Here is a 23,955-nt window from a genome sequence, read left to right on the forward strand (position 1 = left end):
TTTTATGTTTTAGGGAATTGCCGTAGGTAGTAATCCTAAACTATAGTAGTAGATGTTTCCTTTCGTGAATGAAATGTAATATGTTTTGAAAAGATGTGTCAGGATCTAAATATCTACTAATATACGTTAGTTTATCTCCTAAAAAAAATGAGAGAGTGTCCATTGGATCAGAATGGTAGCGTTCGTTTTTGAAACAAAATGATGCCAACGAGTGCATTTCTCTCTGATTTTTTCGTTTACAGTTTCAGGAAAAGTACGAGAAAATCTTCCTCATGAGTATTGTTACGACCAAAAAATCCTCTTATGATTTATTCAATCCAACAGAAGACCACTTAAGCTTAAGACAATCCGTTGCTTCTTTTGCAGAACGTGAACTCGATGACCAAGCGAAAGAAAATGATGAAACAGAATCCTTTAATGAAATTTTATTCAAACGTTTGGGTTCGGAACTTGGAATTTTTGGTATCACTGTACCGGAAGAAGACGGTGGGCATGGACTCGATCCTCTTGCTTCAGTGATCATCCATGAGGAGATGAGTCGTTTTGATCCAGGTTTTACTTTATCTTATTTGGCTCACGAAGTTCTATTTGTGAATAATTTCTTTTATAGTTCCAATCCTTCACAGAGAAGTCGTTATCTAAGCAAAGTGATCACCGGTGAATGGATAGGTGGAATGGGGATGACAGAACCTGGAGCTGGGACTGATGTTTTGGGTATGGCGACCCACGCCGTGAAAAAAGGAGATCGATATATCATCAATGGAGTGAAACAATACATCACCAATGGTTCCGTTGGACAGGTATTTGTATTGTATACGAAATTAGAAAAAAACGCAAAGAAAATGACATCCTTTGTCATAGAGTCGTCTTACAAAGGTTTTTCGGTAGGGAAAAAAGAAGAAAAAATGGGAATGCGTTCCTCTCCGACAACACAACTTGTATTTGAAGATATGGAAGTCCCCGAAGAAAATTTGTTGGGCGAAGAAAATGGAGCCATCACACACATGATGCGGAATTTGGAGATTGAACGTGTAACACTTGCTGCACAATCACTTGGCATCGCACGCCGCTGTGTGGATATTATGTGTGATTATACTGTTCGCCATAGAGAAGCTTTTGGGAAAAAGCTAATGGAATTTGGCCAAATCCAAAGGTTGGTCGCAGAGTCGTATGCAGACTACCAAGCAGCGAGGGCACTGGTTTACCAAGTGGCAAGTGAACTCGGTCCTGATGTCCGCAATTCACTGGGTGCTGCTTCTGCAAAACTTGTTGCCACTCAAATGGCAGAACGAGTGTCTAGAAATGCCATACAGGTATTAGGTGGATATGGTTACTGCCGTGAGTATCCAGTGGAAAGGTTGCACAGGGATGCGATCCTTTTGAGCATAGGTGGAGGAACCAATGAAGCCATGCAAAAAAAACATCGCGAGTGATTTAAAAAAACTTTGGTCCGAGTGATTTTTACATAAACTCTTAACAAAACGTTTCCCATTCGATTTTCAATAACAGTCTACAGGTTACATGGAAAAAGAATGGGATGTAATTGTCCTTGGTTCGGGACTTGGGGGGCTAAGTGCCGCTCTTTCGTTTGCAAAAAAAGGCAAACGAGTATTAGTCCTGGAAAAAGGAATTTCACCTGGCGGGTCTGCCTCTAGTTTTCTAAAAAAGGGATTTGTGTTTGAATCAGGTGCCACCACCCTTGTGGGCTTTGAAAAAGGTTACCCAATGGATCGGCTTACAAAAGAATTTGAGGTCCAGTTTCCCATCCTTCCCATCAAACGTTCCATGATCGTCCACCTGAATGGTAAAACCATTGAAAGGTACAAAGATAGAGAGTTGTGGACAAGAGAAGCCTTACGCGTATTTGGTGGTGGAATTCGTATGGTTTTCTTTTGGAAAATCTGTTTTTTTATAGCGGATAAACTTTGGGATTTGTCAGGCCGATACAAATTTTTTCCTTTTCGTAATCTTCGAGATGTCTGGCAGGGTTTCAAAAATTTTCGTCCATCTGATATTCTTGTTTTTTGTTTTTCATTGGTATCTGTCCGTTTTGTGCAAAAGATTTTGTTTTTGCATCGAAATGAGGAATGGAATCGGTTTTTAGATGAACAACTTCTCATCACAAACCAAACTATTGCAAAGGAATCTCCTTTCGCCATGGCCGCGGCAGGTCTTACGTATCCAAACTTACAAAATTATATCGTTGTAGGTGGGATGGTGGAACTTTCAAATGTTCTAATTACCAGATTACGAGAGTTTGGTGGTGAGTTTTTAACGAAACAGGAAGTTAGTAAAATTACCAAAAAGGACCATACGAACAAAGTTGAATTTACCAACTCACAATCGATAGATGGGAATGGATATCAACTCTCAGTTGGATCTTCTCATTGGGAAGTGACTTCCAAAAATCGAGACAATTCTGTTTTCATCGCTCCCATCCTTGTATCAAACCTTCCGATTTGGAACCTTGTCGAACTTACAGATGCCTTACCACAACTGCAAACAAAAGCAAAATCTATGGAAGTGGGCATTTGGGGTGCATTTACAATGGGAATTGCCATCGAAGTGGAGATGGACCAAAGCACATGGAAGGATGGATGCCTCCACCACCAAATCCATTTGGAACAAGCACTCCCTTATGGTGGTGGTCATTCTGTGTTTGTCTCTCTGTCTCATCCCGAAGATTTGATTCGGACCAAGAACCGAACAAGGATCCTATCTATTTCGACTCATATTGCGAATCCTGAAACTTGGAAACGAGATACAAGTTACCCCAAACGTAAAAAAGATATTGAATCCATTATCATTTCTGCTTTGGAAAAAACCTTTCCTTGGTTTTTACGAGAAAAGATTGTTTTTACTCACTCTGCAACACCTGTTACGTGGCGGACATGGACAGGGCGAAAATGGGGGAGAGTGGGAGGTATCCCTTCCTCCTATTTTTTCAATCCTTTTCGGATGGTATCCAATCGTTCCGAAGATCCCAATCTTTTATTAACTGGTGACACCGTGTATCCAGGGCAAGGGATCCCTGCCGTTGTGCTTGGGGGTTTGCATGCAGTGGAACAATTCTATATGAGAAAGAGAGGTTGATTTTCGAACCGAATCTAAGAGCCTGGGCGAAACGATGGTTCGCCTACCTAAGATTCTCATCCAAGTTCCAGGAACATCCGCCAATTTAGGACCTGGTTTTGACCTAATGGGCCTTGCCCTTGGCATTCATAATGAATTTGAATTCCAATTTTCCAAAGAAATTACGGAAACCAAAACAGAAATGAAAAATGGTGATCTTCTGCCCTTCACCAAAAAAGAAAATTTAGTGGAAGAGGCATATCGTTCTTATTTTTCAAAATTTGCACCAAAATTGATTCCTCCACCTTATCATTGTAAAATGACACTTTCCTTACCTTTAAAAGGGGGACTTGGATCGAGTGCCTCAGCCATCGTGGCGGGTCTTTCTCTTGCGAGGGAAGTTCATAAACGAATGGAAAAAGAATCTTTGCCTTCGGAACAAGAGTTTACTCAATTTTTAGCTGAGTTTGAAGGCCATCCCGATAATACATTGCCTGCATACCTCGGTGGTTTTGTTTTTGCATATTCCACATTCGGTGAACCAATTCGTTACTTTCGTAAAAAATTCCCATCATCAGTTGCTATTTTTGTTCTCACACCGGAATTTGCAGTTTCAACAGAAGAGTCGAGAAAAACCCTCCCCAAGAATTATGTGACATCCGATGTAATTTTTAATTTATCTCGAATTGGGGCCTGGATGCATTTTTTAGACAAACGTAAGTTTGGTGATCTTTTGGTTGGGCTCGAAGATAAAATGCATACTCCTTACAGAATCCCAAATTCTTCACCACTGTTTCCCTTAGCAGACACTTTAAAACAAGAAGGGATTGGGTATTGTTTATCCGGATCGGGACCAAGTTTACTCATATTTTTAGAGAGAAAATCTTTAAAAACCAAATTAAACGAATTGGAAAAGAAGGTAGCGAGTGTTATGTTGGATGCTGGAATCAGTTACAAATTTCGTCGGGTGAAACCAGACGGACTTGGAGTTAGGATCCAAATTAAATAAAATTGGATATAAGGAACGAATGGAGTGAAAAGAAGTTTCCGCTTCGTTCAATCTTCATCAGCTCCTTCCTCTTTTCCAAATCCGTATACATCTCCGCGAAAGCGAACCTTTCGGTTGATCCCTGGTTGGATTTTTCCCACTTCAAATGTAAACTTCATCCTTTCCTTACCGGAACGATTGAAGTAAAAAGAAGAAGTAAGTGATATTTCGATAAAGTTTACCATACGATCTTTGGTAATTTTATCGGAAATTCGAAATTCAGCTGGATGGCCAATGATTTCATAAGAATCAAAACTTTCCTTTGATTCCATTTTACCATAATGTTCCATACGAGGAGGTTTGTAGAAACTTGGTCCATTTTTTAAAACTGTAATCGTATAATCTTCGCTATCTCTACTTTTTTTAAACTGAAAGATCAGATGGTCTTCGGTAATCGCATTGCAACGAGTCGCCAAATTTCCTGTTTTGCAACCTACATGAAAACTGGCAAATCGAGAGAGTTCATCGACTACTAAATCGTATTTATCACCTGTTTGTACTGGGATAAACCGATCCGATTCCTTTCTCATAAAAATGGGATGGATGAATTGGTTGTATACAACAAATCCCAGTCCAATCAGGGAGATGGTTAATACCCCACTTAGGACCAGGACAAAACTATCTAAGATGGCAATGCTTAAATACAAAATTACCTTTTTGTATCAACCTTATGGGATTTAGATTCCGGAAGAGGGGTCCTTGTCACAAGGGAAAGTAGGTCTTTCACTTCTTCGGGGGAAATGATTTGGTTTAGTTTTTCCTCCAAGGACGCAGGTGTTGGTTTTAAGACCAAATCCTCTGGTTTTACCTTTGGTTCCGATTTGAGTTTGGAAACTTGGTTTGTCACATCTTGGTTTGATTTGTGGGGGAGAGAATCCTTTCCATCCTCCGACTGTTTCCCTGTTTGGGTGGGCAAAGTGGGGGGAATCGATTGGTGGAAATTCCCTTGGGTATTGATTGTATTCATAATTCCCAAACCTCCGTGTTCAGGATCGATCTCTTGGGAAAAAACTTTCCTTTTCCCTCCTTCAGATTTTCGGTTTTTTCCTGGTTCGCTTTAGCGAAAATCGAAGAATTTTTTAGGATTTTTCCGTTTGATTGCCCGCTTTATGGGCGGGAAGCTGGCAGAGATGGAAAATTATTTTAAATCTTGGATGGCTCACCCCATCTCCAAAATCTTCATGGCAACCAATTTTATCTTTGCCGTGTTATTCATTGTCAGTGTACCTTCCTTCGTGAAAGAACACATCACTCAGGATGCAGTTAGCATCGGTGGTAAAAAATATGACTTAAGTGATGTCAAAGAGTCCTCTCCCATTGCGTATTCCAAATTCCAATCAGAATACAAATCCCTTCTCAAAAATACCTATGGAGAGTTTGCCCAAGACAAGTTATTCGAATTGGTTGCCAAAGAAAAGAATTTAAAACCATCTGAGGTATTAACACAAGGATTGGTGGTAAAAGAGCCATCAGAAGAAGATATAATCAATGTGTATATGGCAAACAAAGATCAGTTAGGTGGAAAATCACTTGCTGAAACCAGAGACAAAATTGTTGGATTTTTGAAAAACCAACAAGAACAAGAATTTAGCAGAAATCGATATAAAGAAATCATTACTAAATACCCAGTAGATTTTTTAATCAAAGAACCAGATATTGTTCGTGTGACAGTCGCAGAAAAAAACAATCCAAGTATTGGACCAAAAGATGCAAAAATCACAATCATTGAATTTTCAGATTTTGAATGTCCATTTTGTAAAAGAAGCCAAGATGTGAATCGGCAACTCCGTGAAAAATACAAAGGTCAAATCCGTTGGGTTTTCCGTGATTTCCCTCTTCCTTTCCACCAAGATGCTATGTATGCTCATATGGCGGCCAATTGTTCGATCGAAGAAGGAAAGTATTGGGATGTATTCAATGTATTATTTGAGAACACTGGAAACTTAAGTAAGTCCAATGTTGATTCATTAGTTTTGAATACTGGTGTTTCCAAAACCAAATACCAAAGTTGTATGAAAAACCAAAACAAACTCAAAGCCGAAATTGAATCCGATATCCAAGATGGTCAAAAAGTTGGGGTAAGTGGAACACCTGCCTTTTTTATCAATGGGATCTTCGTTTCAGGAGCATTGCCTTTTGAAAACTTTGATGAGATCATCCAAAAAGAACTTAAACAATAAAGATTTATAAATCAAAAAAGGAAAAATATTATGAGCAAAAAAGTAAAAGTTGCTGTCACAGGTGCTGCCGGACAAATCGGATACGCACTCCTATTTCGTATCGCTTCAGGACAAATGTTTGGACCTGACACAGCCGTAGAACTCCAATTATTGGAATTGGAACAAGCACTTCCAGCAGCAAAAGGTGTCATTATGGAATTGGACGACTGTGCATTTCCATTACTTGAAAAAGTAACTGTATCATCTAATATTGATGAAGCGTTTCGTGATATCAACTGGGCTCTGTTAGTTGGTTCTGTTCCAAGAAAGGCAGGAATGGAACGAGGAGACCTTTTAAAAATCAACGGTGGTATCTTCACAACACAAGGCAAGGCAATCGAAAAAAATGCAGCAAGTGATGTAAGAGTTTTAGTAGTTGGTAACCCTTGTAATACAAACGCTCTCATTGCAATGAACAATGCAAAAGGTGTTCCATCTGACAGATGGTTTGCGATGACAGGACTAGATGAAAATCGTGCCAAAACTCAGTTAGCACAAAAAGCTGGAGTTCTTGTAAAAGATGTATCCAACGTTGCAATTTGGGGAAATCACTCTGCAACCCAATACCCTGACTTTTTTAATGCAAAAATCAAAGGAAAACCTGCAACAGATGTGATCAGCGACCATGATTGGTTAAAAGGTGACTTTATCTCAACTGTGCAAAAACGTGGTGCAGCGATCATTGCTGCTAGAGGTGCATCTTCTGCTGCATCCGCTGCGAATGCTGTTGTGGATACAGTGCGTAACATTGTGACTCCAACGAAACCAGGGGATTGGTTCAGTGCTGCATGCCATTCTAATGGTGAGTATGGTGTGGACAAAGGACTTATCTTTGGTTACCCTCTTAAGTCCGATGGGAAAAAAGTAGAGATCGTAACAGGTCTTGAAATCAATGCATTCGGTAAGGAAAAATTTGACATCACTCATAATGAGTTAAAAGAAGAAAGAAACGAAGTCAAAGACATGTTAGGTTAAAAACAAAACATCTCCTCCTAAATCAGTTTAGGAGGTTTGGTATTTCTGCAAAAGCTCGTATCCATTTGGATTCGGGCTTTTTTCATGGGATTGCTGAAACGAATTCCTCGGGCCTTTCGTAAAATGGCAAATGCCCACAGTGGTCCATCACTCGTTTTTTCACACCAGGGAATCGTTGTAAGATGGGATCCCAAGTATAGTGGGGTGCCACTTGGAAGTCATACCTTCCTAACACCAATGTGATTGGACATTTGATTTCGGAAAGGTAGTCATCTACCTTGATATCGACAAACACTTTGCCAAACAAAAAATCGAATGCGAGTTTGTTGGTTTTCACACCTTCCCAAAGTGTGGTTGAATCAATCGACAAATCATAAAAACCTAAAGCGTCTTGGCTTACACAGTACAAATTGAAAAAATCCACCAATCCTTCGGGGTTTGATTGTATTTGCGTTTGGAATTTGGATTGGAGTAACCGGTGTTTTTCTTTCCTTTCAACACTTGCCAATGCTTCAAAATAAGATTCCCTCTCTTGCAAAGGCGCTCCGTGGCTTGGGCCGGTGGCAACGAGTAGAAGTTTTGTCACAAGATCTGGGTATTTTTTGGCATATGCTAATGCCATATAACCGTGCCCAGAATGGCCAAGGACGAGGCAGGGTGGAATTTCTAATAGGTTTTGGAAAAAGTGAAAATCATTGAGTACAGTTTCCAAATCATAAGTGGATTCACTTTCCGGAGTTGAGAGATTGCGTTTGGCAAACCCTCTATGGTCGACAATTGTCATCTTAAATTCTTTTGCCAATGTTTCGGGGATGACCCTTGGGTAATAAAGGGCACTGCCCAACCAAAATAGATGTGGTCCATCCGAATCGTTTTCTGCAATAAGGAAGGAAAATCCTTCCCTTTCGATTGTTTTGTATTTCCATTCCATACCATTCCCTCGTTTTTTATCTCTGTTTTTATATTTCAGATTAGGATTTAGTTGCAATATGCAACAATATGGTTGTATATTGCAACTAAAAAACTTGCCAAAAAAGAAACAAAATTTAAATTTGAAGGATGTTAGAGATCACATCACTGCTCGGAATCCATTTTAGCCAAACTTTACTCTTGATGAGGAGGTATCTTTCCAATCAATTCGAGATTCAAAAAATAGGGATGAAATTTGAGGAATGGATCCAACTCCTTCCCTTACAATCGAAAGAAAGTACCAACCAAAAACAATTAAGTGAATTGTTAGCAAAAGACAAAACCACCATATCGAGATTAGTGGATGGTTGGGTGAAAAAAGGTTGGGTGAAACGAATCCAAGTGGCAGAGGATAAACGAGTTTATGTTCTAAAACTTAGCACAAAAGGTAAAAACATCTGGGAAAAAGGTATTCCAGTCGTGATCGCCGCAGACAAAGTGTTTAAACAAAATTTGAATGAAGGAATGGAAAAGGAACTATTTCTGACTTTATTTAAGATTCAAACTGCGATTCAGTTTTCAGAAACAAAAAACGTTCTTTCATAGAGCTATCAAGAATTCGTTTCGCGGAAACAAATCCAAGTGATAAGGCCAAACTTTCTAATTCTTGGATATAACCTGGATGTGTTTCCATTAAAAACCAACCACCTGGTTTTAATCTTTGTTTGGCGGAAAAAAACAAAGCCTTATGGAATTCGAGGATATCTTCTACGAATAAAGCTAGATGAGGTTCGTAATCCAAAACATCTGGCATAATTTCTTTTTTTTCTGTCTCTGGGATATAAGGTGGGTTGGAGACAATGATTTCAAATTGTAAATCGGTTGGGAGTGAGTTGTCTAAATTGGAAACAAAAAAGGAAACATCTTGGAGTTGGTATTTCTCTGCATTCCGTTTGCTTATGTCGATTGCCTTTTCTGAAATGTCCGATAAAACTACTTTTTGGGGACTGAGTAATTGGGCAAGGCTTAGGCCAATACAACCGCTACCAGAACACAAATCCCAAATGTGAAATCCAGTTGGAAACTCTTTGGTGAGAGTATCTTTTTGTTTGAACAAATAATCAACTAACTCCTCCGTTTCTGGTCTTGGGATGAGCACATCTTCGGAAACAAAGTATTCAAATTGGTGAAACCCCTTTTTTCCGATGATGTAAGCAACTGGTTTTCGTTTGCTTCGCTCAACGATGCGTTCCCGGTACAAATCAATTTCCTTTGGAGAAAGAGGCATTTCAAATTGAGAGTAGAGTTTGATGCGAGGGAGATTTAAAAGATCGGAAAGGATCCACTCGGCGTCAACACGAGGGTTTGGAATTTCCTTTTTTTCCAGAAATTCTGTGGAACGTTTGAGATAAAAAAGTAAGGTTCCTGGTTGTTCCGCCATAATCTTTGCCCCCAACAGGATTCGAACCTGTGTCCCCAGTTTAGGAAACTAGTGCTCTATCCACCTGAGCTATGGGAGCTTTACGTAGGTTTACGTTTCTGATTCACTATCCTTTGGAAATCGGAGATATTGTGAATAACAATTTTATCTGGATAGAGGTCAAGTTTGCCTGTTTTTACATATTGCATCAGGACTTTTTGGACTTCACCCACTGGTTGGGCACACCAATTGGCAATGTCATCCACGGTGGCAGAAAGTATGATTTCATTATAAACATCATTATTATACTGTTTTTCGTATAACATCACAAAGACGTCACAGACCTTCCCAACGATATCATCCATTAGTAGGATCATAAGCCTTCTTTTTTGGTCATAAATCCGAAAGGAAAAAATATGGAGTAATTTCATCGCAAGTGCAGGGTTTTTCGTCATCAACATTTCAAAATTGGCACGATTGAAATTGAGGGCTTTGACTTCTGTAACGGCGATGGCTGTCGCAGATCTGGGTTGTTCTTCTAAGATTGCCATCTCACCTAAAATGTCTCCCGCTTCCAAAACATCTAATGTTTTGATACTGGTCCCAATTGTTTTTGTGATTTTGACTTTTCCTTCTTTGATGAGGTAAAAATCATTTCCAGGTTCGTATTCACAAAATAAAACTTCGTTTGGTTGGAATACCTTTCCAAACTTCCCAAACATTGCTTCTAACATTTGGTCGTTCACTATCTACCTCCTTTGAGTTTGGATTTGGCATCTTCGGAAATGCTGTCATCCATCGGAGGCATTTGGGTTACCTTTTGGAAGAGTTGTTTTGCTTTTTCCTTATCCCCTGAGGCTTCTGTCGCAAGGGCTAAATGGTAAAGGTTTTCTTTTAGTAACAAACCTTTTGGGTAACGTTTGATAAAATTGGAAAAATGAGAAATGGCACTTGGATAGTCTTTGGCCTTGAAACTCGATTTCCCCATATAGAAGAGTGAGTTTTCCACAAATTGTTCTTCTTCTTGGGTGACTGAGTCAGTACGGTCTGATACGGTTTTGAACATATCAATGGCTTCAGCATACTTTCCTGCATTCATGAGAGTTGATGCTTTGTCATACTGAGAAAGGATCGAATTCGGATCTACACTGGAAGTAGGGTTGGAAGCGGGCACTGCCATTGTTTTTAACATTTCTTGCAGTTTACCAGTTTGGGATCCAGGTTCTGGTTTATAAACTAACTCTTGTATGGTGAGAGGGAAAGGAGTTTTTTTACGAGCTAAATCAATGAGTTGTTTGGCACGGTCAATGTACATTCCGTCCGGATAATGTTGGATGTATTTTTCGAATGCATAGGCTGCATGTTCAAAGTTACCGTTTTTGTAAAATACTTCGGCAACATTCATCAGTTCAAATGCTGGGTTTTTTGCCTCGCCTTGTCCGAGGATTTCCCTAACCTGTCTGTGGACTTGCCGCAGTTGGCTTGAGAATACTTTTAACATTTTGATGATGAGATGGGTTTTGTCTGAGACAAATTTTTCAAATTCAGGGACTTTGAAGACAAGAACGGTTGCGGCACCAATGACTTGAGCCGTTTCTTCTCTGGGATAGCGACCAATGGCACTCTTTACACCAAAGAACTCACCAAGTTTGACATCCTCTTTGAGTTCTAAGCCGTTGATATTCGTGTAAGTTAGTACAACTCTTCCTTTTTGTAGTACAAAGATATCCTCTGCCTTATCTTTTTCGAAATAGACAATGGAACCACCTTTGTAATTGCGTACTATAGGACCTGACAACTCATGCCTCGCTTGGGCTTCATTTTCAAAAATTAGGTAAAAAAGCCAAACTCTTTTTGTAACCGACACTGTCAGAAACTTGTTTCATGAGTTTTTTTGGAGAACCGGCAACCAACATGTTTTTCCCTTCGATCGAAAATTCTTCTGTACCCAAACCAAACTCTTGGAAGAGTGACAAAAATTCACTCGATCCATAAATGGGATAACCATCGATTACAACCAAATCAATATGTTTCCAATGTAAATCTGATACATTTAGTTCGGAAGATTTTTTCCCATCATTTACAACAACAAAATCACATTTAAGTCCAGGCATCAGTGCATTTGGATTCCCCATTCGAAATGCCTTTCTTGGATTTTCTGTGATCATCTTAAGTATTGTTTCTTCTGGAAGTTCTTCTCCATACAATCCAAAATAAATGGATTTTGTTGTCCTAAGTTCTTCTAATAAATGATTGGAACCACTTGGAGATGAGTCTGTCCCCAAACAAACGTTAATTCCTCTTTCTAAAAAGAGTTTGATATTGGTAGTTTTTCCAAAGACATGTAAGTTGGAAGTAGGGCACCAAACGACTGAAGCTCCTTTTTCTGCAATTTTATCTGCTTCTTTTGGGCCAAATGGCAAACAATGGACAAGCACGGAATGTGGGCCTAGTGCATCCATTTTTTCTAAATAACGTAAGGATTGTTTGGAATCATCATCCAATCCTTCAGCTAAGTGTGTGACAAAAGGAAGGCCTGCATGTTCTGCCATTCGGTATTCTAGTGCTGGGCCTTCTCCCCAATCCAAACTATAATTACCAACGGAATGGGCTAAGGTATAATCCGAGATCAATTTGACAGGTAATATCCCACGGAATGGGTTTTGCACAAAATGTGGGATGTGATCAAAAACCGAGGTAACTCCCGCAAACAAATTTTTATATGCGCCAAGGTAATATAAAATTTCAGGATCAATTTGTTGGCGTTCTGCAAACACACCTGAACTTTTATACAAGTTATCATAAGACAGCCAAGATAAATGTTTTTCCCCGCCACCAACTTTTGGTAGGTAACTTGCGAGTAAATGATCGTGTGAATTGATAAAACCAGGATAGAGTTTTTTCCCTTGTAAGGAAATGGTAAACAAATCTTTGTTAGATGGAATGGTAGGTTCTATCTTTGCGATTTTTTCACCTGAAAAAAGAAGGTCCATGGTTTCCATTTTCCCATTATGAAAGAGAGACGCTGATTGTAATAGAATGGGTTTTGTCATTCGGCCCCTCTTTCTAAAATAAATTCTGGATTCAAAATGGTTTTGTTTTGGTTGATTTGAAAATACAATCCTTTGTCTTTTGCTAGGATTCCCAATCGGTCTTTTGCGTTCACTTGTTGCCCTTCTGTGACTTGGATCCGTTCCAAATTCCCATAAACCGAATACAGTCCGTTACTATGCTCTAAAATCACAAAATTTTCGTAACCATCCATATAATCCACATGTACGACCTTTCCCCCAGCACTTGCTCTCACCAGAGAAGAATTCCCCCGTTTGAATTGTACTCCCTTATAAGGATCGTAGGTGAGTTCCGAGAATTTTTTTTGGACTTTTTCCCTTTGTGTGAGTGGAAAGAGAAACCGTTCTGTTAACTTCGTTTCTTGTGTTAGGGATTTGCTTTCATTCCCATTGGGGATTCGTAATTTTTCGTTTTCGTATAAATTTTCGTGAATGGTGCGGCCATTCAACTTGGCCAAACTTTCTGGTGATACCTTCATTTTCCGCGCAATTCCATACCAAGAATCACCTTTGGTGACCCGGTATGTGGTGGTTTGGTTTTCTTTACCTTTGGGTTTGGGGTTTTGTTTCGAAAGGAGAGGGGAAAAAAGAAGGAAAAGTCCCAAAGAAAGGATGATACCATGATTTCGCATAAATTCCCTAAGGCAAGTATCGACCAGAAAAAGGGAGAGGGCAATAAAAAAGGCGGGAGAACCCGCCTTTTCCAAAATCAATCCGATGCAAACCGAAGTTTTAATCTTCTTCTTTGTTATTGACTTTGTATTTTTTCATCAATTCTTCTGCCACGTTTCTCGGAACGGGAGCATACTTGGAGAATTCCATCGCAAACTCTGCTTTTCCTTGTGTCGAAGAACGAAGCACAGTAGAGTATCCAAACATATCAGCAAGAGGGACTTCTGCTTCAATTTTTGCATATCCATTCTCTTCGGTTGTATTTAGGATCATACCACGTCTTTGGTTCACAGAAGCAAGGATGGCTCCTTGGAATTCGGTTGGTCCTTCTACTTCCACACGCATGATCGGCTCAAGGATGATCGGAGCTGCTTTCGCAAATCCTTGGCGGAATCCATAACGAGCACCAATTTGGAACGCCATATCGGATGAATCCACATCATGGTAAGCACCATCGTTGATCACACAACGAACTCCAATGATAGGGAATCCAATGAGGGATCCTCTTTCCAAACAAGAACGAAAACCCTTATCACAAGATCCGATGTATTCGCGAGGGATGGAACCACCCACGATTTTATCCACGAATTCGTAGTCTTTTCCTTCTTCTTGTGGGATTGGTTCAATGTATCCTGCCACACGAGAGAACTGACCTTGACCACCCGTTTGTTTTTTATGCGTGTAATCAAATTCTGCCGACTTGGTAATCGTTTCTCGGTAAGCTACCTGAGGTGCACCGGTTACAAGATCCACACCGTACTCTCGTTTCATACGTTCGATGTACACTTCGAGGTGGAGTTCTCCCATCCCTTTGATGATGGTTTGACCAGACTCTTTATCAATTTCTGTTTGGAAGGTTGGATCTTCTTTTGTGAATCGGTTAAGGGCCTTTGCAAGGTTTGGAAGTTGTTTTGATTCTTTACATTCAATTGTAAGCGAGATCACAGGGTTTGGAACAAACATAGACTCCATTGTGAGTTTTGTTTTTCCATCAGTAAACGTATCCCCTGATGCACAATCGATACCGAAAAGAGCAACAATGTCACCCGCTTCTGCTTTGGAAATATCTTCCATTTCGTTTGAGTGCATACGAACCAAACGTCCAATGTTATGGCGTTTGTTATTGGATGAGTTATAGATCGTCATCCCTTTTTCCAGTCTACCTTGGTAAACGCGAACGTATGTTAACTGGCCGTAACGACCGTCTTCCAGTTTGAAGGCAAGGCAAACGAGTGGTTTTTCAGGATCGGAATCCAAAACAAGTTCGTTTTCTTCGTTTCCAATTTCTTTTGCAGTGTTTTCAACGTCGTAAGGAGATGCGAGGTAATCAGCAACTCCATCAAGAAGTCTTTGCACTCCTTTGTTTTTGAACGCAGAACCCATAAACACAGGAACAAATTTAAGTGCAAGAACACCACGGCGAATTGCTTCTTTCACGCGAGCTTCCGATGGAGTTCCCTCTAACATCTCTTCTGTGAGTTCGTCACTGAAAAGGGAAACTGCATCAAGGAGTGCCTCACGTTTTTCGTTTGCTTGGTCTTTTAACTCATCTGGAATGTCAGTGATTTTGATGTCTTGTCCGTTTGGACCTTCAAAGTAATATGCCTTCATTTCCACAAGGTCAACAACCCCTTTCAGGTCGTTTTCAAGACCGATGGGTAGTTGCACTGCATGTGCATTGAGGTGGAGTTTTTCACGGAGTTGTTCGATCACTCTCCATGGGTTTGCTCCCGTTCTGTCGAGTTTGTTGATAAAGGCAACACGGGGAACGTTGTAACGTTTCATCTGACGGTCAACCGTGATGGACTGAGACTGAACTCCTGCCACACCACAGAGAACCATAATCGCAGAGTCAAGGACACGTAAGGAACGTTCTACTTCGATCGTGAAGTCAACGTGGCCCGGAGTATCGATGATATTGATGGTGATGTCTTTCCAAGTCGCGTAGGTAGCCGCTGATTGGATTGTGATCCCTCTTTCTCTTTCGAGGTCCATACTATCCATAGTGGCACCCACACCGTCTTTTCCACGTACTTCATGGATGGCATGGATTTTGTTCGTATAAAATAAAATACGTTCTGTAAGGGTAGTTTTCCCTGAGTCAATGTGTGCGGAAATCCCGATGTTACGGATTCTTTCCAATTTTGGATCACGTTTAGTTGCTTGCGTCGCAGAGGTCATATTTTCCTCAAAAATAAGGTTAAAGTTGAATTGATTCTACCAAAATCTGAAATGGACTGCGTTTGTAAAGTACTTGGGATTTTTGGTTAGAGGGAAAATCCTGGAGAAAGTAGAGAATCAGAAAATATGCCACTTGCTCGTTTCAAACGATTTTTTCGGACCCTGTCATTTGCCAGAGTGGTTTGCCTGGGGTTTTTTGCGGCAATTTTCCTTGGTTCCTTTGCCCTCTATATTTCGGAAAGTGGGGAACTGTCCTATGTGGATACCCTTTACCTCTCGGCTTCCTCGATCTGTGTCACAGGCCTTTCTCCGATCCCCCTTTCAGGACTCAGCCCAAGCACCCATTGGATCATGTTATTCCTCATCCAACTCGGGGGCCTTGGGATCATCAGTTTTACTGTGATTGTGGGATTTCTCATCACGAAAGGGATTTCTCGGAATGCTCGATTCAATGCCTTTGTGGGTGCCGCCATTGATACCCAAACCGAAACCGAATCGCTCGAAACAAGTGAGGTAAATCGCATTTTACTTTCGGTCATCAATATTTCCTTTTCCATTGAAATTTTGGGAGCGATTGGATTGTACCTCCATATGCCAGAGGGAGTGGAGGGAGAGAATACAAGATGGTTTTATTCCCTTTTTACTGCTGTCTCTTCTTTTAATAACGCTGGTTTTTCGATCACAGATGACCTAAGTGCCCTAAGGCTCGATCCGTTTTCTCTCTACATTGTTTCAGGCCTTGTGATCTTTGGTGGGATTGGATTTCCCGTGATCATCTTACTGGAAAAAGTTTTACTTACAGTTTTTGTTCGAATTGTTTATCGCATCGAGGTATTGGCGGAAACTCTGATGATGGAGAAGGCTTTAAAAACAGGAAATGTTCCTAGGTTTTTGTTATTACCAGCACAGTTTTCTGCCATTTTAGAAAATCGAATTGAAGAATATAATAAACACTTACGCGGAGAAACAACAAGGATCCAATCCAAACTTTTGGTGTACGGATCGTTCGCATTGTTACTTTTTGGTTTTGTTGGAATTTATTTTTTAGAACGCTCCAATCCCCATACCTTTCATAATTTAGAATTTGTAGATAAAATCTCAAATGCATTTTTTATGTCGGTCTGTTCGAGGACAGCTGGTTTTTCTACAATGGATCTCGGACATTTGAATGATGCCACTGTGATCATCATCACCGTACTCATGTTTATTGGTGGAGGTCCCCAAGGAACTGCCGGTGGTATCAAAATCACTACATTCGTTTTGTTACTCGCTTATTTAAAAAATGTAATCCAACCTGCGAAACCCGTAATGTTATTTGGGGAAACTGTATCTAAAAATTCCGTTGCTGTTGCCATTCGAGTTTACTTTTTAGCGACGGTTGCCCTTGCTTTTGTTTTCATTTTACTCGGTATTTTAGACCAAAACCAACATTCCCTCCATGTAATCTTCTTTGAATTGATATCCTCTTTTTCGACAGTTGGTTTCAGTTTGAACCTTACTTCTCAATTGGGTGATATTGAAAAAATATTATATGCCGCTGTGATGTATGTGGGTCGTGTGGGAATCTTTACAGTTCTCATCGCAGCAACAGGCCATTCCGGTGTTCCAAAAATGGGAACTGTAGACGATGGTGTAAAAATCCAAGTTGGTTAAAATGGATCAAAAAATCAGTTTTAGTAATTTTAGGTACAAGAAGGATTGGTAGTTGTGAATATGTCGTTCAAAGAAATATTGTTTTCGACTTGGAAATCCCCTAAAATAAGCGCAGAAGAATCTCAGTTTGAGGAAATCAAAAAAGAGAAAAAACAAAAATTAAACCAAATGGAATCTCGGTTGGAATCACTTGAGATTCTGATTTCCAATGACAAGTTAGAAGATGCCAATATTTTGATGAAATACCTAATTTATGATTTGGTGAATTTTTACCAATCACTCTCTGGAAACAAAACCATTCCCTTTGAAGGGGATTTGAGTTTGTTTTCCATCCCTGAATCCAAAACGAAGGCATTTCAATTCCTTTCCCAAGTTTCAAAAGAAGGGACAACCGATGAAACTAAGTTAAACGATCTATTTGAGTCTTGCCTCATTACGTATGATTTTTTATTAGGTGAATCCAAAAAACAATTTCGAACGAAGTGGTTCACAACGTTGGATCAGTTCAAAGCCATTCGTAAAATCAGGATCATCCTCATCACATCCATCCTATCCTTTTCAGTTTTTGGCGTTTTGTATTACCAATACAAATTCCCAGTGATGAAAGACCAGAACATCAAATTGTATAGTTTTGCCGACAGAGAACACCCACAAACATCTGAATCACAAATGGTGTCCATGCCTGTTTCCAAACAAAAGATTGGGGAATGGAATGAGTATGTTTTTGTCTTACCTGATTCGATGGCAAAATTTGGTGGTCTCAGAATTGATCCATTAGAACAAAGAGGGATTCATTTTGTATTGGATGAATTCCAAGTTTTGGATGGGAAAGGAAAACCTCTCTATTCCAAAAAAATCGTCGTAAGCCAAAACCTCCTCCCAGAAGATTACCAGGACTTCTTAAAAATCTCTGATATCAAAACTGCAGGCAAACAACTACCTGGTGAACTTGTGGAAATGGTGACAACAGGAAGAGACCCACAAATCCTTTTGGTTTTCCCACCAGTGGATGGAGCAAAAACAATTAAAATCAAAATGAAATACATCGAAGCACATAAGTTAAAGAAAAAATGATAAAACTATACTTAAAACTCATGCGGATCCCTCAGTGGATCAAAAACATCATTCTATTTGCGGGACTCATTTTTTCAAAACGAATCTTTGACCTTCCTTCATTTACAAAAGTATGTTTGGCGTTTTTGTTTTTTTCACTTGTTGCTAGCTGTCAGTATGTTTTCAACGACTTCCTTGACCAAAAAGAAGACGCTACCCATCCGGAAAAAAAACACAGACCGCTAGCGAGTGGTGATTTGGATTCGGGCATCGCACTAGCAATCACAGGTGTGATCTTACCAGTTGCGCTCATCGGATCTTATAAACTCTCACCTGTTTTCTTTTACCTAACAATCTTTTATCTTCTGTTCAATATGTTATACAGTAAGGTCTTAAAACACATTGTGATTTTAGATGTAATGAGTATTTCCATTGGGTTTGTACTACGAGCGATAGCAGGAGCTGTTGTCATTGGTGTTGAGTTTTCCCATTGGTTATTACTTTGTACGTTTATGTTGGCTCTCTTTTGGGGATTTTCCAAAAGAAGAGGGGAGATCAATATCCTCAAAACCGATGCAGGCAAACACCGTAAAATTTTGGAAGAATACTCAATCGAATTTCTTGATTTGATGATGGCTGTTGTTGCAACGTTAACGCTTGTTAGTTATGTGATGTATACAGTTAGCCCAGAAACAGCAAAAAGTTTAGGTACACCATATATGGTGTACACTGTGCCCATCGTTGTGTATGCGATTTTTCGGTCTCTTTACATCATCTACATCAAAAACATGGGCCATAATCCCACGCGGGCGATTCTCACGGATGTGAGTGTGCTTGTTTCCGGTTTCATTTGGTTATTACTCATCTTATTTTTAATGTTTGGGAACTTATCAGGCCAACCACCAGTCTACCAATAGAGATGATGAAATTCTGGAAACACTTGCCGTATGGTTGGAAGGTCGTTTTTGCCTTTGTTTTCTTTTTTTCAACGACCTTGGGCTTTGCCTATTTCAAAGCCCGAGATACAAATCCTGCGATCCCCATTGAGGCCCTGGCCACTACGCCAACCGAGGCCAATTCTTGGAAGGGACACCCCAAGGTTGTTTACTTCTGGGCAACTTGGTGCACCGTTTGTAAGGCGTACGCTCCCATCCTAGAGGCAAATTTGAAGTTTTTGCCAAAGGGAACCTTATTTTTGTCGGTTTTAGAATCCGAAGATTCAGAAGAAACGAAAGAGTTACTCGAAAGACAAACAAAAGAAAACCTTCGTCCCCTTTACACAGCAGACTATCGGATGTTAAAGGAATGGAGGGTTTCGGCCTATCCTACCACTTTATTTTTGAATGGAGAGGGGAAAGTGGTTTTTGCCGATTCAGGAATTGTCAGTCCCATTGGATTTTGGATCCGCACTTTTCTTTTGCGTTTTTTTTAAAATGTCGATAGTATAACATGGACTCGAGCTTCAAACCCAAACCGCTTTTGAATAAGTCGGAACTTCGCCAAATCAAACGAAGTAAAACAAGGGTGGAAGGGAAAAAAGTCATCACTGATGACGTAAAAAAACTAAAGTCCCTTAAAGTCACACCGGAACTCAGTTTCCAAGAATCGATCGATTACTACAAAGAACCGATTTGGATCGAATACTACATCCCCAAAGAATCCAGGTTTGCGTTTGAGACCAAATACCTATTCATTTACCTCGTGGATCCTATAATCACAGATGAAACTTGTGATCTAGCACGAAAAGAAGCAAAAGAAAAGGGCGAGATCGTTGACATCTTTGCTTACATGGAATCACACCCTGAATCCATACGCCTCATCGAAGATTCATACCATTCCACCATGTCCATGCATGAGACAATCCACCATATCTACCGCAATTATAAAGAAACTGGTGCGACAGAAGATTTAAAAACAGCTTGTTATTTGACAGAAGCCCTACTGAAATATGAACCCACCATTGCAGGGCTCACGTATTTCCGAGATTATAGTATCTATAATTTAAATTATTGGATCCGAACACTCAATCGTTTAAAAATTGATTTTGCATTAGAAGATGCCACTGTATCGCTTCTCATCAAACGTAGGAATGAAATTTGGGAATTGGAAAATAGGCAAGAAGATGAGGATTTTGATTTACTTGCGGCTTTATTTTTCGAACAAGCATTTCCGAATCGGGGAGCAGGAGAACTTTCGAGTGATGATATGTTGTTATTTGAATGAAGTGAAAACTATCATTTTTGCAACACAAAACAATCGTTAAGAATCAATTTGATACCGAGGATAACCAACGAAACAAATCAATACGATGGACATGGTCTTCTTGGATTGGATTTGCTTTTAGAATCGTTGTTTCCGTTTGTTTCATGGAAACAGGGATTCGTTTTTCTTGGAAACTAAAACTAAGTTTTGTAATGGCGTAGGATGATTCTTTCCATTGTTTTATTTCTGCAAACTCTTCGGAAAGTGGGAAACTTTCTAAAAAAATATTCCAAAACTCTTTCATTCCAACGAGCACTTCCGAAATTACGCTGATCCCCATCTTTAGATCTCGATACAAATGTTCTTTGTCAAAGTCTTTGATTCCAAGAGAAAGGAATGGTTTTTCCCTTTTGATTTTTTGTAAGGATGGGACAAGAGTTTTGGCATCCAAATTGTCCCAATCCAAAATTAAAAAATGACATGGACCAACTAACAATCTTTTGATTAGATATTCTGGATTGACTTCTATAAATACTTGGTACCCCAAAGATTTTAAAAATGTGGAAATGTTTTGGTCAAAGTTAGGATTTTTTGTACAAACAATCCAAGTTAATTTTTTTTCAGGTAATTTGTGGATGGGAAAGCTATTGATTTGGGAAAAGGGTTTGTCCCAAAGTAAAGATACTCCTGCACTTTGATAATACACTTTTTCTTCTTGAGAGAATTTTCCGCATAAGATTGGTTCGATGCTCCAATCTAATAGTTCTTTTGTAAGTTCAGGTGATGGTTTCGAAAACAATCGGATGGAATCGGGAAAGTCTTTCCAGTTTTTGTATGTACATTCTTTCACTACGGACCCATTTACTTGTAACCAAGAAATCAAAAGATTTTTTTCAAGATCTGGAAGTTGTGTCAAAACGGCACCGAATAGTGAGTCCATACGATTGTATTTTAGTTGACCCCCTAGGCTTGAAAGTCATTTTAAAAAGCATCTCCAATGAAGCTCCTCAAGCGATACGCAAACCGCAGGCTGTATGATCCGGAAACCAGCTCCACCATCACTCTAGAAGATGTGGCAAAGATGATCATCGGCGGTGAAGAGATCAAAGTCCAAGACAATCTTTCGGGAGAAGACATCACACCCAAAATTTTGGGGCAAACATTTTTGAAGGTGAGCCTTGGACAAAGGAACGAAGATTTTTCCAATTTTATGTTAACCTCCCTCATCCGGGAAACAGGCAGGGATGTCTCCGGCCTATTTGAACGATTGGTTTTGGGAGGAATCGGCGCCAACTACCTGACCCGCGAACGATTGGAAAAAATTGTCAATTCCATGGTCGAACTTGGGGAATTAAAAGAAGTGGATTTTAGCCTCTACCGAGAGGATTTACTCCGTAAAATGGCTTCTCGTGCGAGTGAAAAAAAGGAACAAATCCAAAAGGATTTGGAAAAATTCAGCCAATCCATTTTGGAAGAGGATAAGGCAACCCTCGGCGACCTTTCTGAAAAATTAAAAGAAGTCGCAGAAAAATTAAAAGAAAATTAAACAAAATCGGTTATGATGTCCTCCTATTTCAGGGGGAGTGAATGAAATTCCACTATGTTCTGTTACTCTTAATTTTGGGTAACATTGGATTGTTTTCCGAATCAGAAGAAGTCTTTTTTGAAACACAAAGAAAACGACTCAACTCGTCTGATATTTTTGAAATCAGGGATGCAATCGATCGACTAACATTTATTAAATCAAGTCGAGGTGTAAGAGACATCCTTACGGTTTTGGAGGGTAATCCCAATTTTCCTACGAGTGAAGCCAACGCCCCTGCTGTAAAATTTTATGCTAGTAAAGCGATGGCCAAAAAAGGGGACAAAATTGCAGTTCCTGTTCTCATCAAAACTTTCCAAAAAGAATCCGAGAAGTTAGTCGAACACAATCCACCCAAACAAAGAAAGATTAGCGATGGAGTCGCTGACAGGCATTCCAATTCCAGTCCCTATTTTTATGAAGATGGTGAAATTTCTATGGTTTTGGCATGTGGTGAAATCTTACGGGCATTAGGTTCTTTGCCATTTTCGGAGGCATCGGAGGGAACGATCAAACAAGCATTGGCACACCCTAATTTTTATATCCGCAGTTCGGCGGCAGATGCCATGTTTGAGTCGAAACGTAAGGAATTTTTGCCTTCACTCTCAGAAGCCCTCGGAAAAGAACAAATTCCTTACGCAAAAATTGCAATTTTGGCGGGGATTGTTGGGATCGAAAGACTTCCCAATCAAAATTTTAAATCTGTCACCGAGTTCCTTTCCGATAAGGATCCAGAGGTGCGAAAAAAAGCATCCGAGGCTTTACGTCGTTTGGACCTACGGATTGCAGCACCTTACTTAGAAAAGGCGATTCAAGTGGAAAACCATCCAATTGTTTTATCACAGATGAAAGAAGATCACTCTTACCTAATTTCATTTCGTAGCCCGTAGGGACTAGTGAATTCATTGTGGACAAATCTAGATTTTTTTTAAAAATGTGATCTAAACGGAGAAATTATGAAATTTAATAGTATTTTAGATGCCATTGGCAACACACCTCACGTAAAATTGTCTCGTTTGTTTGGAACCGATCATGAAGTTTATATGAAACTAGAAAGACAAAATCCAGGTGGGTCCATCAAGGATCGGATTGCTCTTGCTATGATCGAAGATGCAGAAAAATCAGGAAAACTTAAAAAAGACTCCATCATCGTGGAGCCAACCTCTGGGAATACAGGGATTGGACTTGCTATGGTTGCAGCTGTGAAAGGTTATGCGATCACTCTGGTGATGCCAGAACATATGTCTGTAGAAAGACGACGAATTATGGCAGCTTATGGTGCAAAATTTGAACTCACTCCGAGAGAAAAAGGAATGCCTGGTGCCATTGCCAAAGCACAAGAAATGGTAGCTGCCAATCCAAATGCTTGGATGCCACAACAGTTTGAAAATGAAGCAAACATCCAAGTCCATAGAGAGAAAACAGCAGAAGAAATTGCAAAAGATTTTCCGGATGGATTGGATTATATCATCACGGGAGTTGGTACTGGTGGGCATATCTCAGGTTGCGCTGAAAATTTGAAAAAACGTTTTCCAAAACTCAAAGTATTTGCCGTAGAACCAGAAGGTTCACCTGTTCTCAGCGGAGGAAAACCAGGCCCACACCCATTACAAGGGATAGGCGCAGGTTTCATTCCTAAAAACTGTAAAACAGAACTTTTAGACGGAATCATCACTGTAGGAAAAGAAGAATCTTTTACAATGGCTGTGCTTGCTGCTAAAAAAGAAGGTATTTTCATTGGAACTTCCTCAGGTGCAAGCCTAGCTGCTGTTTCCAAAAAATTAAAAGAAATCCCTGCTGGTTCCAAAGTGTTAACTTTCTGTTATGACACAGGAGAAAGATACTTATCAGTAGAAGGTCTATTCGTATAATTATTGTTTAGTGAGATTTTAAAATCA

General features: G+C 39.8%; 23 protein-coding genes, 1 tRNA gene and 1 pseudogene. 14 read left to right on the forward strand and 11 right to left on the reverse strand.

The genetic code is table 11. The annotated features are described in order from the left end of the window. Positions 1 to 272 precede the first annotated feature (272 nt). From LEP1GSC202_RS11325 to thrB, 3 genes and pseudogenes are all read left to right on the forward strand, one after another. Positions 273 to 1,458: pseudogene (locus LEP1GSC202_RS11325) on the forward strand (acyl-CoA dehydrogenase family protein). Positions 1,459 to 1,521: 63 nt separating this feature from the next. After that, on the forward strand, positions 1,522 to 3,093 hold the full coding sequence (locus LEP1GSC202_RS11330; RefSeq protein ID WP_015677920.1) for a phytoene desaturase family protein: 1,572 nt from the start codon (positions 1,522 to 1,524) through the stop codon (positions 3,091 to 3,093). A gap of 34 nt (positions 3,094 to 3,127) precedes the next feature. Next, positions 3,128 to 4,081, forward strand: a complete 954-nt coding sequence (gene thrB, locus LEP1GSC202_RS11335; protein WP_015677907.1) for a homoserine kinase — start codon at positions 3,128 to 3,130, stop codon at positions 4,079 to 4,081. Positions 4,082 to 4,128: 47 nt separating this feature from the next. Here the strand turns inward: thrB and LEP1GSC202_RS11340 are convergent, their stop codons facing one another. Beyond that, positions 4,129 to 4,767, reverse strand: a complete 639-nt coding sequence (locus LEP1GSC202_RS11340; RefSeq protein WP_015677942.1) for a hypothetical protein — start codon at positions 4,765 to 4,767, stop codon at positions 4,129 to 4,131. 2 nt (positions 4,768 to 4,769) lie between these two features. Further along, a complete protein-coding gene (locus LEP1GSC202_RS11345) occupies positions 4,770 to 5,087 on the reverse strand; it encodes a hypothetical protein (RefSeq protein ID WP_015677862.1) in 318 nt (105 codons plus the stop codon). 163 nt (positions 5,088 to 5,250) lie between these two features. On the opposite strand from LEP1GSC202_RS11345, the gene LEP1GSC202_RS11350 reads away from it, so the two are divergent. Both LEP1GSC202_RS11350 and LEP1GSC202_RS11355 read left to right on the forward strand, forming a co-directional pair. Continuing rightward, positions 5,251 to 6,300 (forward strand): DsbA family protein, encoded by a 1,050-nt coding sequence (locus LEP1GSC202_RS11350; RefSeq protein WP_015677868.1) that lies wholly within the window; start codon positions 5,251 to 5,253, stop codon positions 6,298 to 6,300. Between the two features lie 30 nt (positions 6,301 to 6,330). Further along, positions 6,331 to 7,314: a malate dehydrogenase gene (locus LEP1GSC202_RS11355; protein WP_015677874.1), complete on the forward strand. Its 984-nt coding sequence runs from the start codon at positions 6,331 to 6,333 to the stop codon at positions 7,312 to 7,314. Between the two features lie 82 nt (positions 7,315 to 7,396). Here LEP1GSC202_RS11355 and LEP1GSC202_RS11360 read toward each other — a convergent pair whose 3' ends face one another. Further along, on the reverse strand, positions 7,397 to 8,302 hold the full coding sequence (locus tag LEP1GSC202_RS11360) for an alpha/beta fold hydrolase (RefSeq protein WP_244147717.1): 906 nt from the start codon (positions 8,300 to 8,302) through the stop codon (positions 7,397 to 7,399). A 71-nt stretch (positions 8,303 to 8,373) separates the two neighbouring features. Between LEP1GSC202_RS11360 and LEP1GSC202_RS11365 the strand changes: the two genes are divergently transcribed. Further along, positions 8,374 to 8,829 carry a MarR family winged helix-turn-helix transcriptional regulator gene (locus tag LEP1GSC202_RS11365; protein WP_039928911.1) on the forward strand — a complete coding sequence of 152 codons (456 nt, stop codon included), beginning with the start codon at positions 8,374 to 8,376 and terminating at the stop codon, positions 8,827 to 8,829. Here LEP1GSC202_RS11365 and prmC read toward each other — a convergent pair. The 7 genes from prmC to fusA form a co-directional block, all read right to left on the reverse strand. Next, entirely contained in the window at positions 8,777 to 9,664 is an 888-nt protein-coding gene (prmC, locus tag LEP1GSC202_RS11370) for a peptide chain release factor N(5)-glutamine methyltransferase (RefSeq protein WP_015677947.1), read from the reverse strand. The genes LEP1GSC202_RS11365 and prmC overlap by 53 nt on opposite strands. A gap of 6 nt (positions 9,665 to 9,670) precedes the next feature. Further along, positions 9,671 to 9,743, reverse strand: a tRNA-Arg gene (locus LEP1GSC202_RS11375). Between the two features lies 1 nt (position 9,744). After that, positions 9,745 to 10,377: a Crp/Fnr family transcriptional regulator gene (locus tag LEP1GSC202_RS11380; RefSeq protein ID WP_039928954.1), complete on the reverse strand. Its 633-nt coding sequence runs from the start codon at positions 10,375 to 10,377 to the stop codon at positions 9,745 to 9,747. An 11-nt stretch (positions 10,378 to 10,388) separates the two neighbouring features. Then, the gene (locus LEP1GSC202_RS11385; RefSeq protein WP_015677870.1) at positions 10,389 to 11,441 is read right to left on the reverse strand and encodes a tetratricopeptide repeat protein; all 1,053 of its coding nucleotides are present in this window, start codon (positions 11,439 to 11,441) and stop codon (positions 10,389 to 10,391) included. A 25-nt stretch (positions 11,442 to 11,466) separates the two neighbouring features. Then, the gene (locus LEP1GSC202_RS11390; RefSeq protein ID WP_015677861.1) at positions 11,467 to 12,696 is read right to left on the reverse strand and encodes an amidohydrolase family protein; all 1,230 of its coding nucleotides are present in this window, start codon (positions 12,694 to 12,696) and stop codon (positions 11,467 to 11,469) included. Further along, on the reverse strand, positions 12,693 to 13,346 hold the full coding sequence (locus tag LEP1GSC202_RS11395) for an LIC_10271 family cell wall hydrolase (protein WP_039928914.1): 654 nt from the start codon (positions 13,344 to 13,346) through the stop codon (positions 12,693 to 12,695). Before LEP1GSC202_RS11395 ends, LEP1GSC202_RS11390 begins: the two co-directional genes overlap by 4 nt. Positions 13,347 to 13,446: 100 nt before the next feature. Then, entirely contained in the window at positions 13,447 to 15,567 is a 2,121-nt protein-coding gene (fusA, locus tag LEP1GSC202_RS11400; protein WP_015677895.1) for an elongation factor G, read from the reverse strand. Positions 15,568 to 15,693: 126 nt separating this feature from the next. Between fusA and LEP1GSC202_RS11405 the strand changes: the two genes are divergently transcribed. From LEP1GSC202_RS11405 to LEP1GSC202_RS11425, 5 genes are read left to right on the forward strand one after another with little or no spacing between them, the layout of a single operon-like run. Beyond that, the gene (locus LEP1GSC202_RS11405; protein WP_015677936.1) at positions 15,694 to 17,220 is read left to right on the forward strand and encodes a TrkH family potassium uptake protein; all 1,527 of its coding nucleotides are present in this window, start codon (positions 15,694 to 15,696) and stop codon (positions 17,218 to 17,220) included. A gap of 60 nt (positions 17,221 to 17,280) precedes the next feature. Then, entirely contained in the window at positions 17,281 to 18,294 is a 1,014-nt protein-coding gene (locus LEP1GSC202_RS11410; protein WP_015677838.1) for a hypothetical protein, read from the forward strand. Further along, on the forward strand, positions 18,291 to 19,190 hold the full coding sequence (locus LEP1GSC202_RS11415) for a decaprenyl-phosphate phosphoribosyltransferase (protein WP_015677904.1): 900 nt from the start codon (positions 18,291 to 18,293) through the stop codon (positions 19,188 to 19,190). Before LEP1GSC202_RS11410 ends, LEP1GSC202_RS11415 begins: the two co-directional genes overlap by 4 nt. Before the next feature lie 2 nt (positions 19,191 to 19,192). After that, the gene (locus tag LEP1GSC202_RS11420) at positions 19,193 to 19,705 is read left to right on the forward strand and encodes a TlpA family protein disulfide reductase (RefSeq protein ID WP_244147718.1); all 513 of its coding nucleotides are present in this window, start codon (positions 19,193 to 19,195) and stop codon (positions 19,703 to 19,705) included. Between the two features lie 17 nt (positions 19,706 to 19,722). Then, positions 19,723 to 20,496, forward strand: a complete 774-nt coding sequence (locus tag LEP1GSC202_RS11425) for a hypothetical protein (protein ID WP_015677873.1) — start codon at positions 19,723 to 19,725, stop codon at positions 20,494 to 20,496. Between the two features lie 43 nt (positions 20,497 to 20,539). On the opposite strand, the gene LEP1GSC202_RS11430 is transcribed toward LEP1GSC202_RS11425, so the two are convergent. After that, entirely contained in the window at positions 20,540 to 21,415 is an 876-nt protein-coding gene (locus LEP1GSC202_RS11430) for a hypothetical protein (protein WP_015677856.1), read from the reverse strand. A 57-nt stretch (positions 21,416 to 21,472) separates the two neighbouring features. Between LEP1GSC202_RS11430 and LEP1GSC202_RS11435 the strand changes: the two genes are divergently transcribed. The 3 genes from LEP1GSC202_RS11435 (at position 21,473) to cysK (ending at position 23,928) form a co-directional block, all read left to right on the forward strand. Further along, positions 21,473 to 22,021, forward strand: coding sequence for a polyhydroxyalkanoate synthesis regulator DNA-binding domain-containing protein (locus LEP1GSC202_RS11435; protein ID WP_012388157.1), 549 nt, complete (start codon positions 21,473 to 21,475; stop codon positions 22,019 to 22,021). Positions 22,022 to 22,062: 41 nt separating this feature from the next. Further along, positions 22,063 to 22,947, forward strand: a complete 885-nt coding sequence (locus LEP1GSC202_RS11440) for a HEAT repeat domain-containing protein (RefSeq protein WP_015677872.1) — start codon at positions 22,063 to 22,065, stop codon at positions 22,945 to 22,947. A gap of 66 nt (positions 22,948 to 23,013) precedes the next feature. Then, on the forward strand, positions 23,014 to 23,928 hold the full coding sequence (gene cysK, locus LEP1GSC202_RS11445; protein ID WP_015677941.1) for a cysteine synthase A: 915 nt from the start codon (positions 23,014 to 23,016) through the stop codon (positions 23,926 to 23,928). Positions 23,929 to 23,955 lie beyond the last annotated feature (27 nt).

Source organism: Leptospira yanagawae serovar Saopaulo str. Sao Paulo = ATCC 700523 (assembly GCF_000332475.2).
In the GTDB taxonomy this organism is placed as follows: Bacteria; Spirochaetota; Leptospiria; order Leptospirales; family Leptospiraceae; genus Leptospira_A; species Leptospira_A yanagawae.

Coding starts and splice junctions, on each gene's coding strand:
- LEP1GSC202_RS11330 (WP_015677920.1), top strand. CDS start 1,522: ATGGAAAAAGAATGGGATGTAATTGTCCTTGGTTCGGGACTTGGGGGG.
- thrB (WP_015677907.1), top strand. CDS start 3,128: ATGGTTCGCCTACCTAAGATTCTCATCCAAGTTCCAGGAACATCCGCC.
- LEP1GSC202_RS11345 (WP_015677862.1), bottom strand. CDS start 5,087: ATGAATACAATCAATACCCAAGGGAATTTCCACCAATCGATTCCCCCC.
- LEP1GSC202_RS11350 (WP_015677868.1), top strand. CDS start 5,251: ATGGAAAATTATTTTAAATCTTGGATGGCTCACCCCATCTCCAAAATC.
- LEP1GSC202_RS11355 (WP_015677874.1), top strand. CDS start 6,331: ATGAGCAAAAAAGTAAAAGTTGCTGTCACAGGTGCTGCCGGACAAATC.
- LEP1GSC202_RS11365 (WP_039928911.1), top strand. CDS start 8,374: ATGTTAGAGATCACATCACTGCTCGGAATCCATTTTAGCCAAACTTTA.
- prmC (WP_015677947.1), bottom strand. CDS start 9,664: ATGGCGGAACAACCAGGAACCTTACTTTTTTATCTCAAACGTTCCACA.
- LEP1GSC202_RS11380 (WP_039928954.1), bottom strand. CDS start 10,377: ATGTTAGAAGCAATGTTTGGGAAGTTTGGAAAGGTATTCCAACCAAAC.
- LEP1GSC202_RS11390 (WP_015677861.1), bottom strand. CDS start 12,696: ATGACAAAACCCATTCTATTACAATCAGCGTCTCTCTTTCATAATGGG.
- LEP1GSC202_RS11395 (WP_039928914.1), bottom strand. CDS start 13,346: ATGCGAAATCATGGTATCATCCTTTCTTTGGGACTTTTCCTTCTTTTT.
- fusA (WP_015677895.1), bottom strand. CDS start 15,567: ATGACCTCTGCGACGCAAGCAACTAAACGTGATCCAAAATTGGAAAGA.
- LEP1GSC202_RS11405 (WP_015677936.1), top strand. CDS start 15,694: ATGCCACTTGCTCGTTTCAAACGATTTTTTCGGACCCTGTCATTTGCC.
- LEP1GSC202_RS11410 (WP_015677838.1), top strand. CDS start 17,281: ATGTCGTTCAAAGAAATATTGTTTTCGACTTGGAAATCCCCTAAAATA.
- LEP1GSC202_RS11415 (WP_015677904.1), top strand. CDS start 18,291: ATGATAAAACTATACTTAAAACTCATGCGGATCCCTCAGTGGATCAAA.
- LEP1GSC202_RS11420 (WP_244147718.1), top strand. CDS start 19,193: ATGATGAAATTCTGGAAACACTTGCCGTATGGTTGGAAGGTCGTTTTT.
- LEP1GSC202_RS11425 (WP_015677873.1), top strand. CDS start 19,723: ATGGACTCGAGCTTCAAACCCAAACCGCTTTTGAATAAGTCGGAACTT.
- LEP1GSC202_RS11430 (WP_015677856.1), bottom strand. CDS start 21,415: ATGGACTCACTATTCGGTGCCGTTTTGACACAACTTCCAGATCTTGAA.
- LEP1GSC202_RS11435 (WP_012388157.1), top strand. CDS start 21,473: ATGAAGCTCCTCAAGCGATACGCAAACCGCAGGCTGTATGATCCGGAA.
- LEP1GSC202_RS11440 (WP_015677872.1), top strand. CDS start 22,063: ATGAAATTCCACTATGTTCTGTTACTCTTAATTTTGGGTAACATTGGA.
- cysK (WP_015677941.1), top strand. CDS start 23,014: ATGAAATTTAATAGTATTTTAGATGCCATTGGCAACACACCTCACGTA.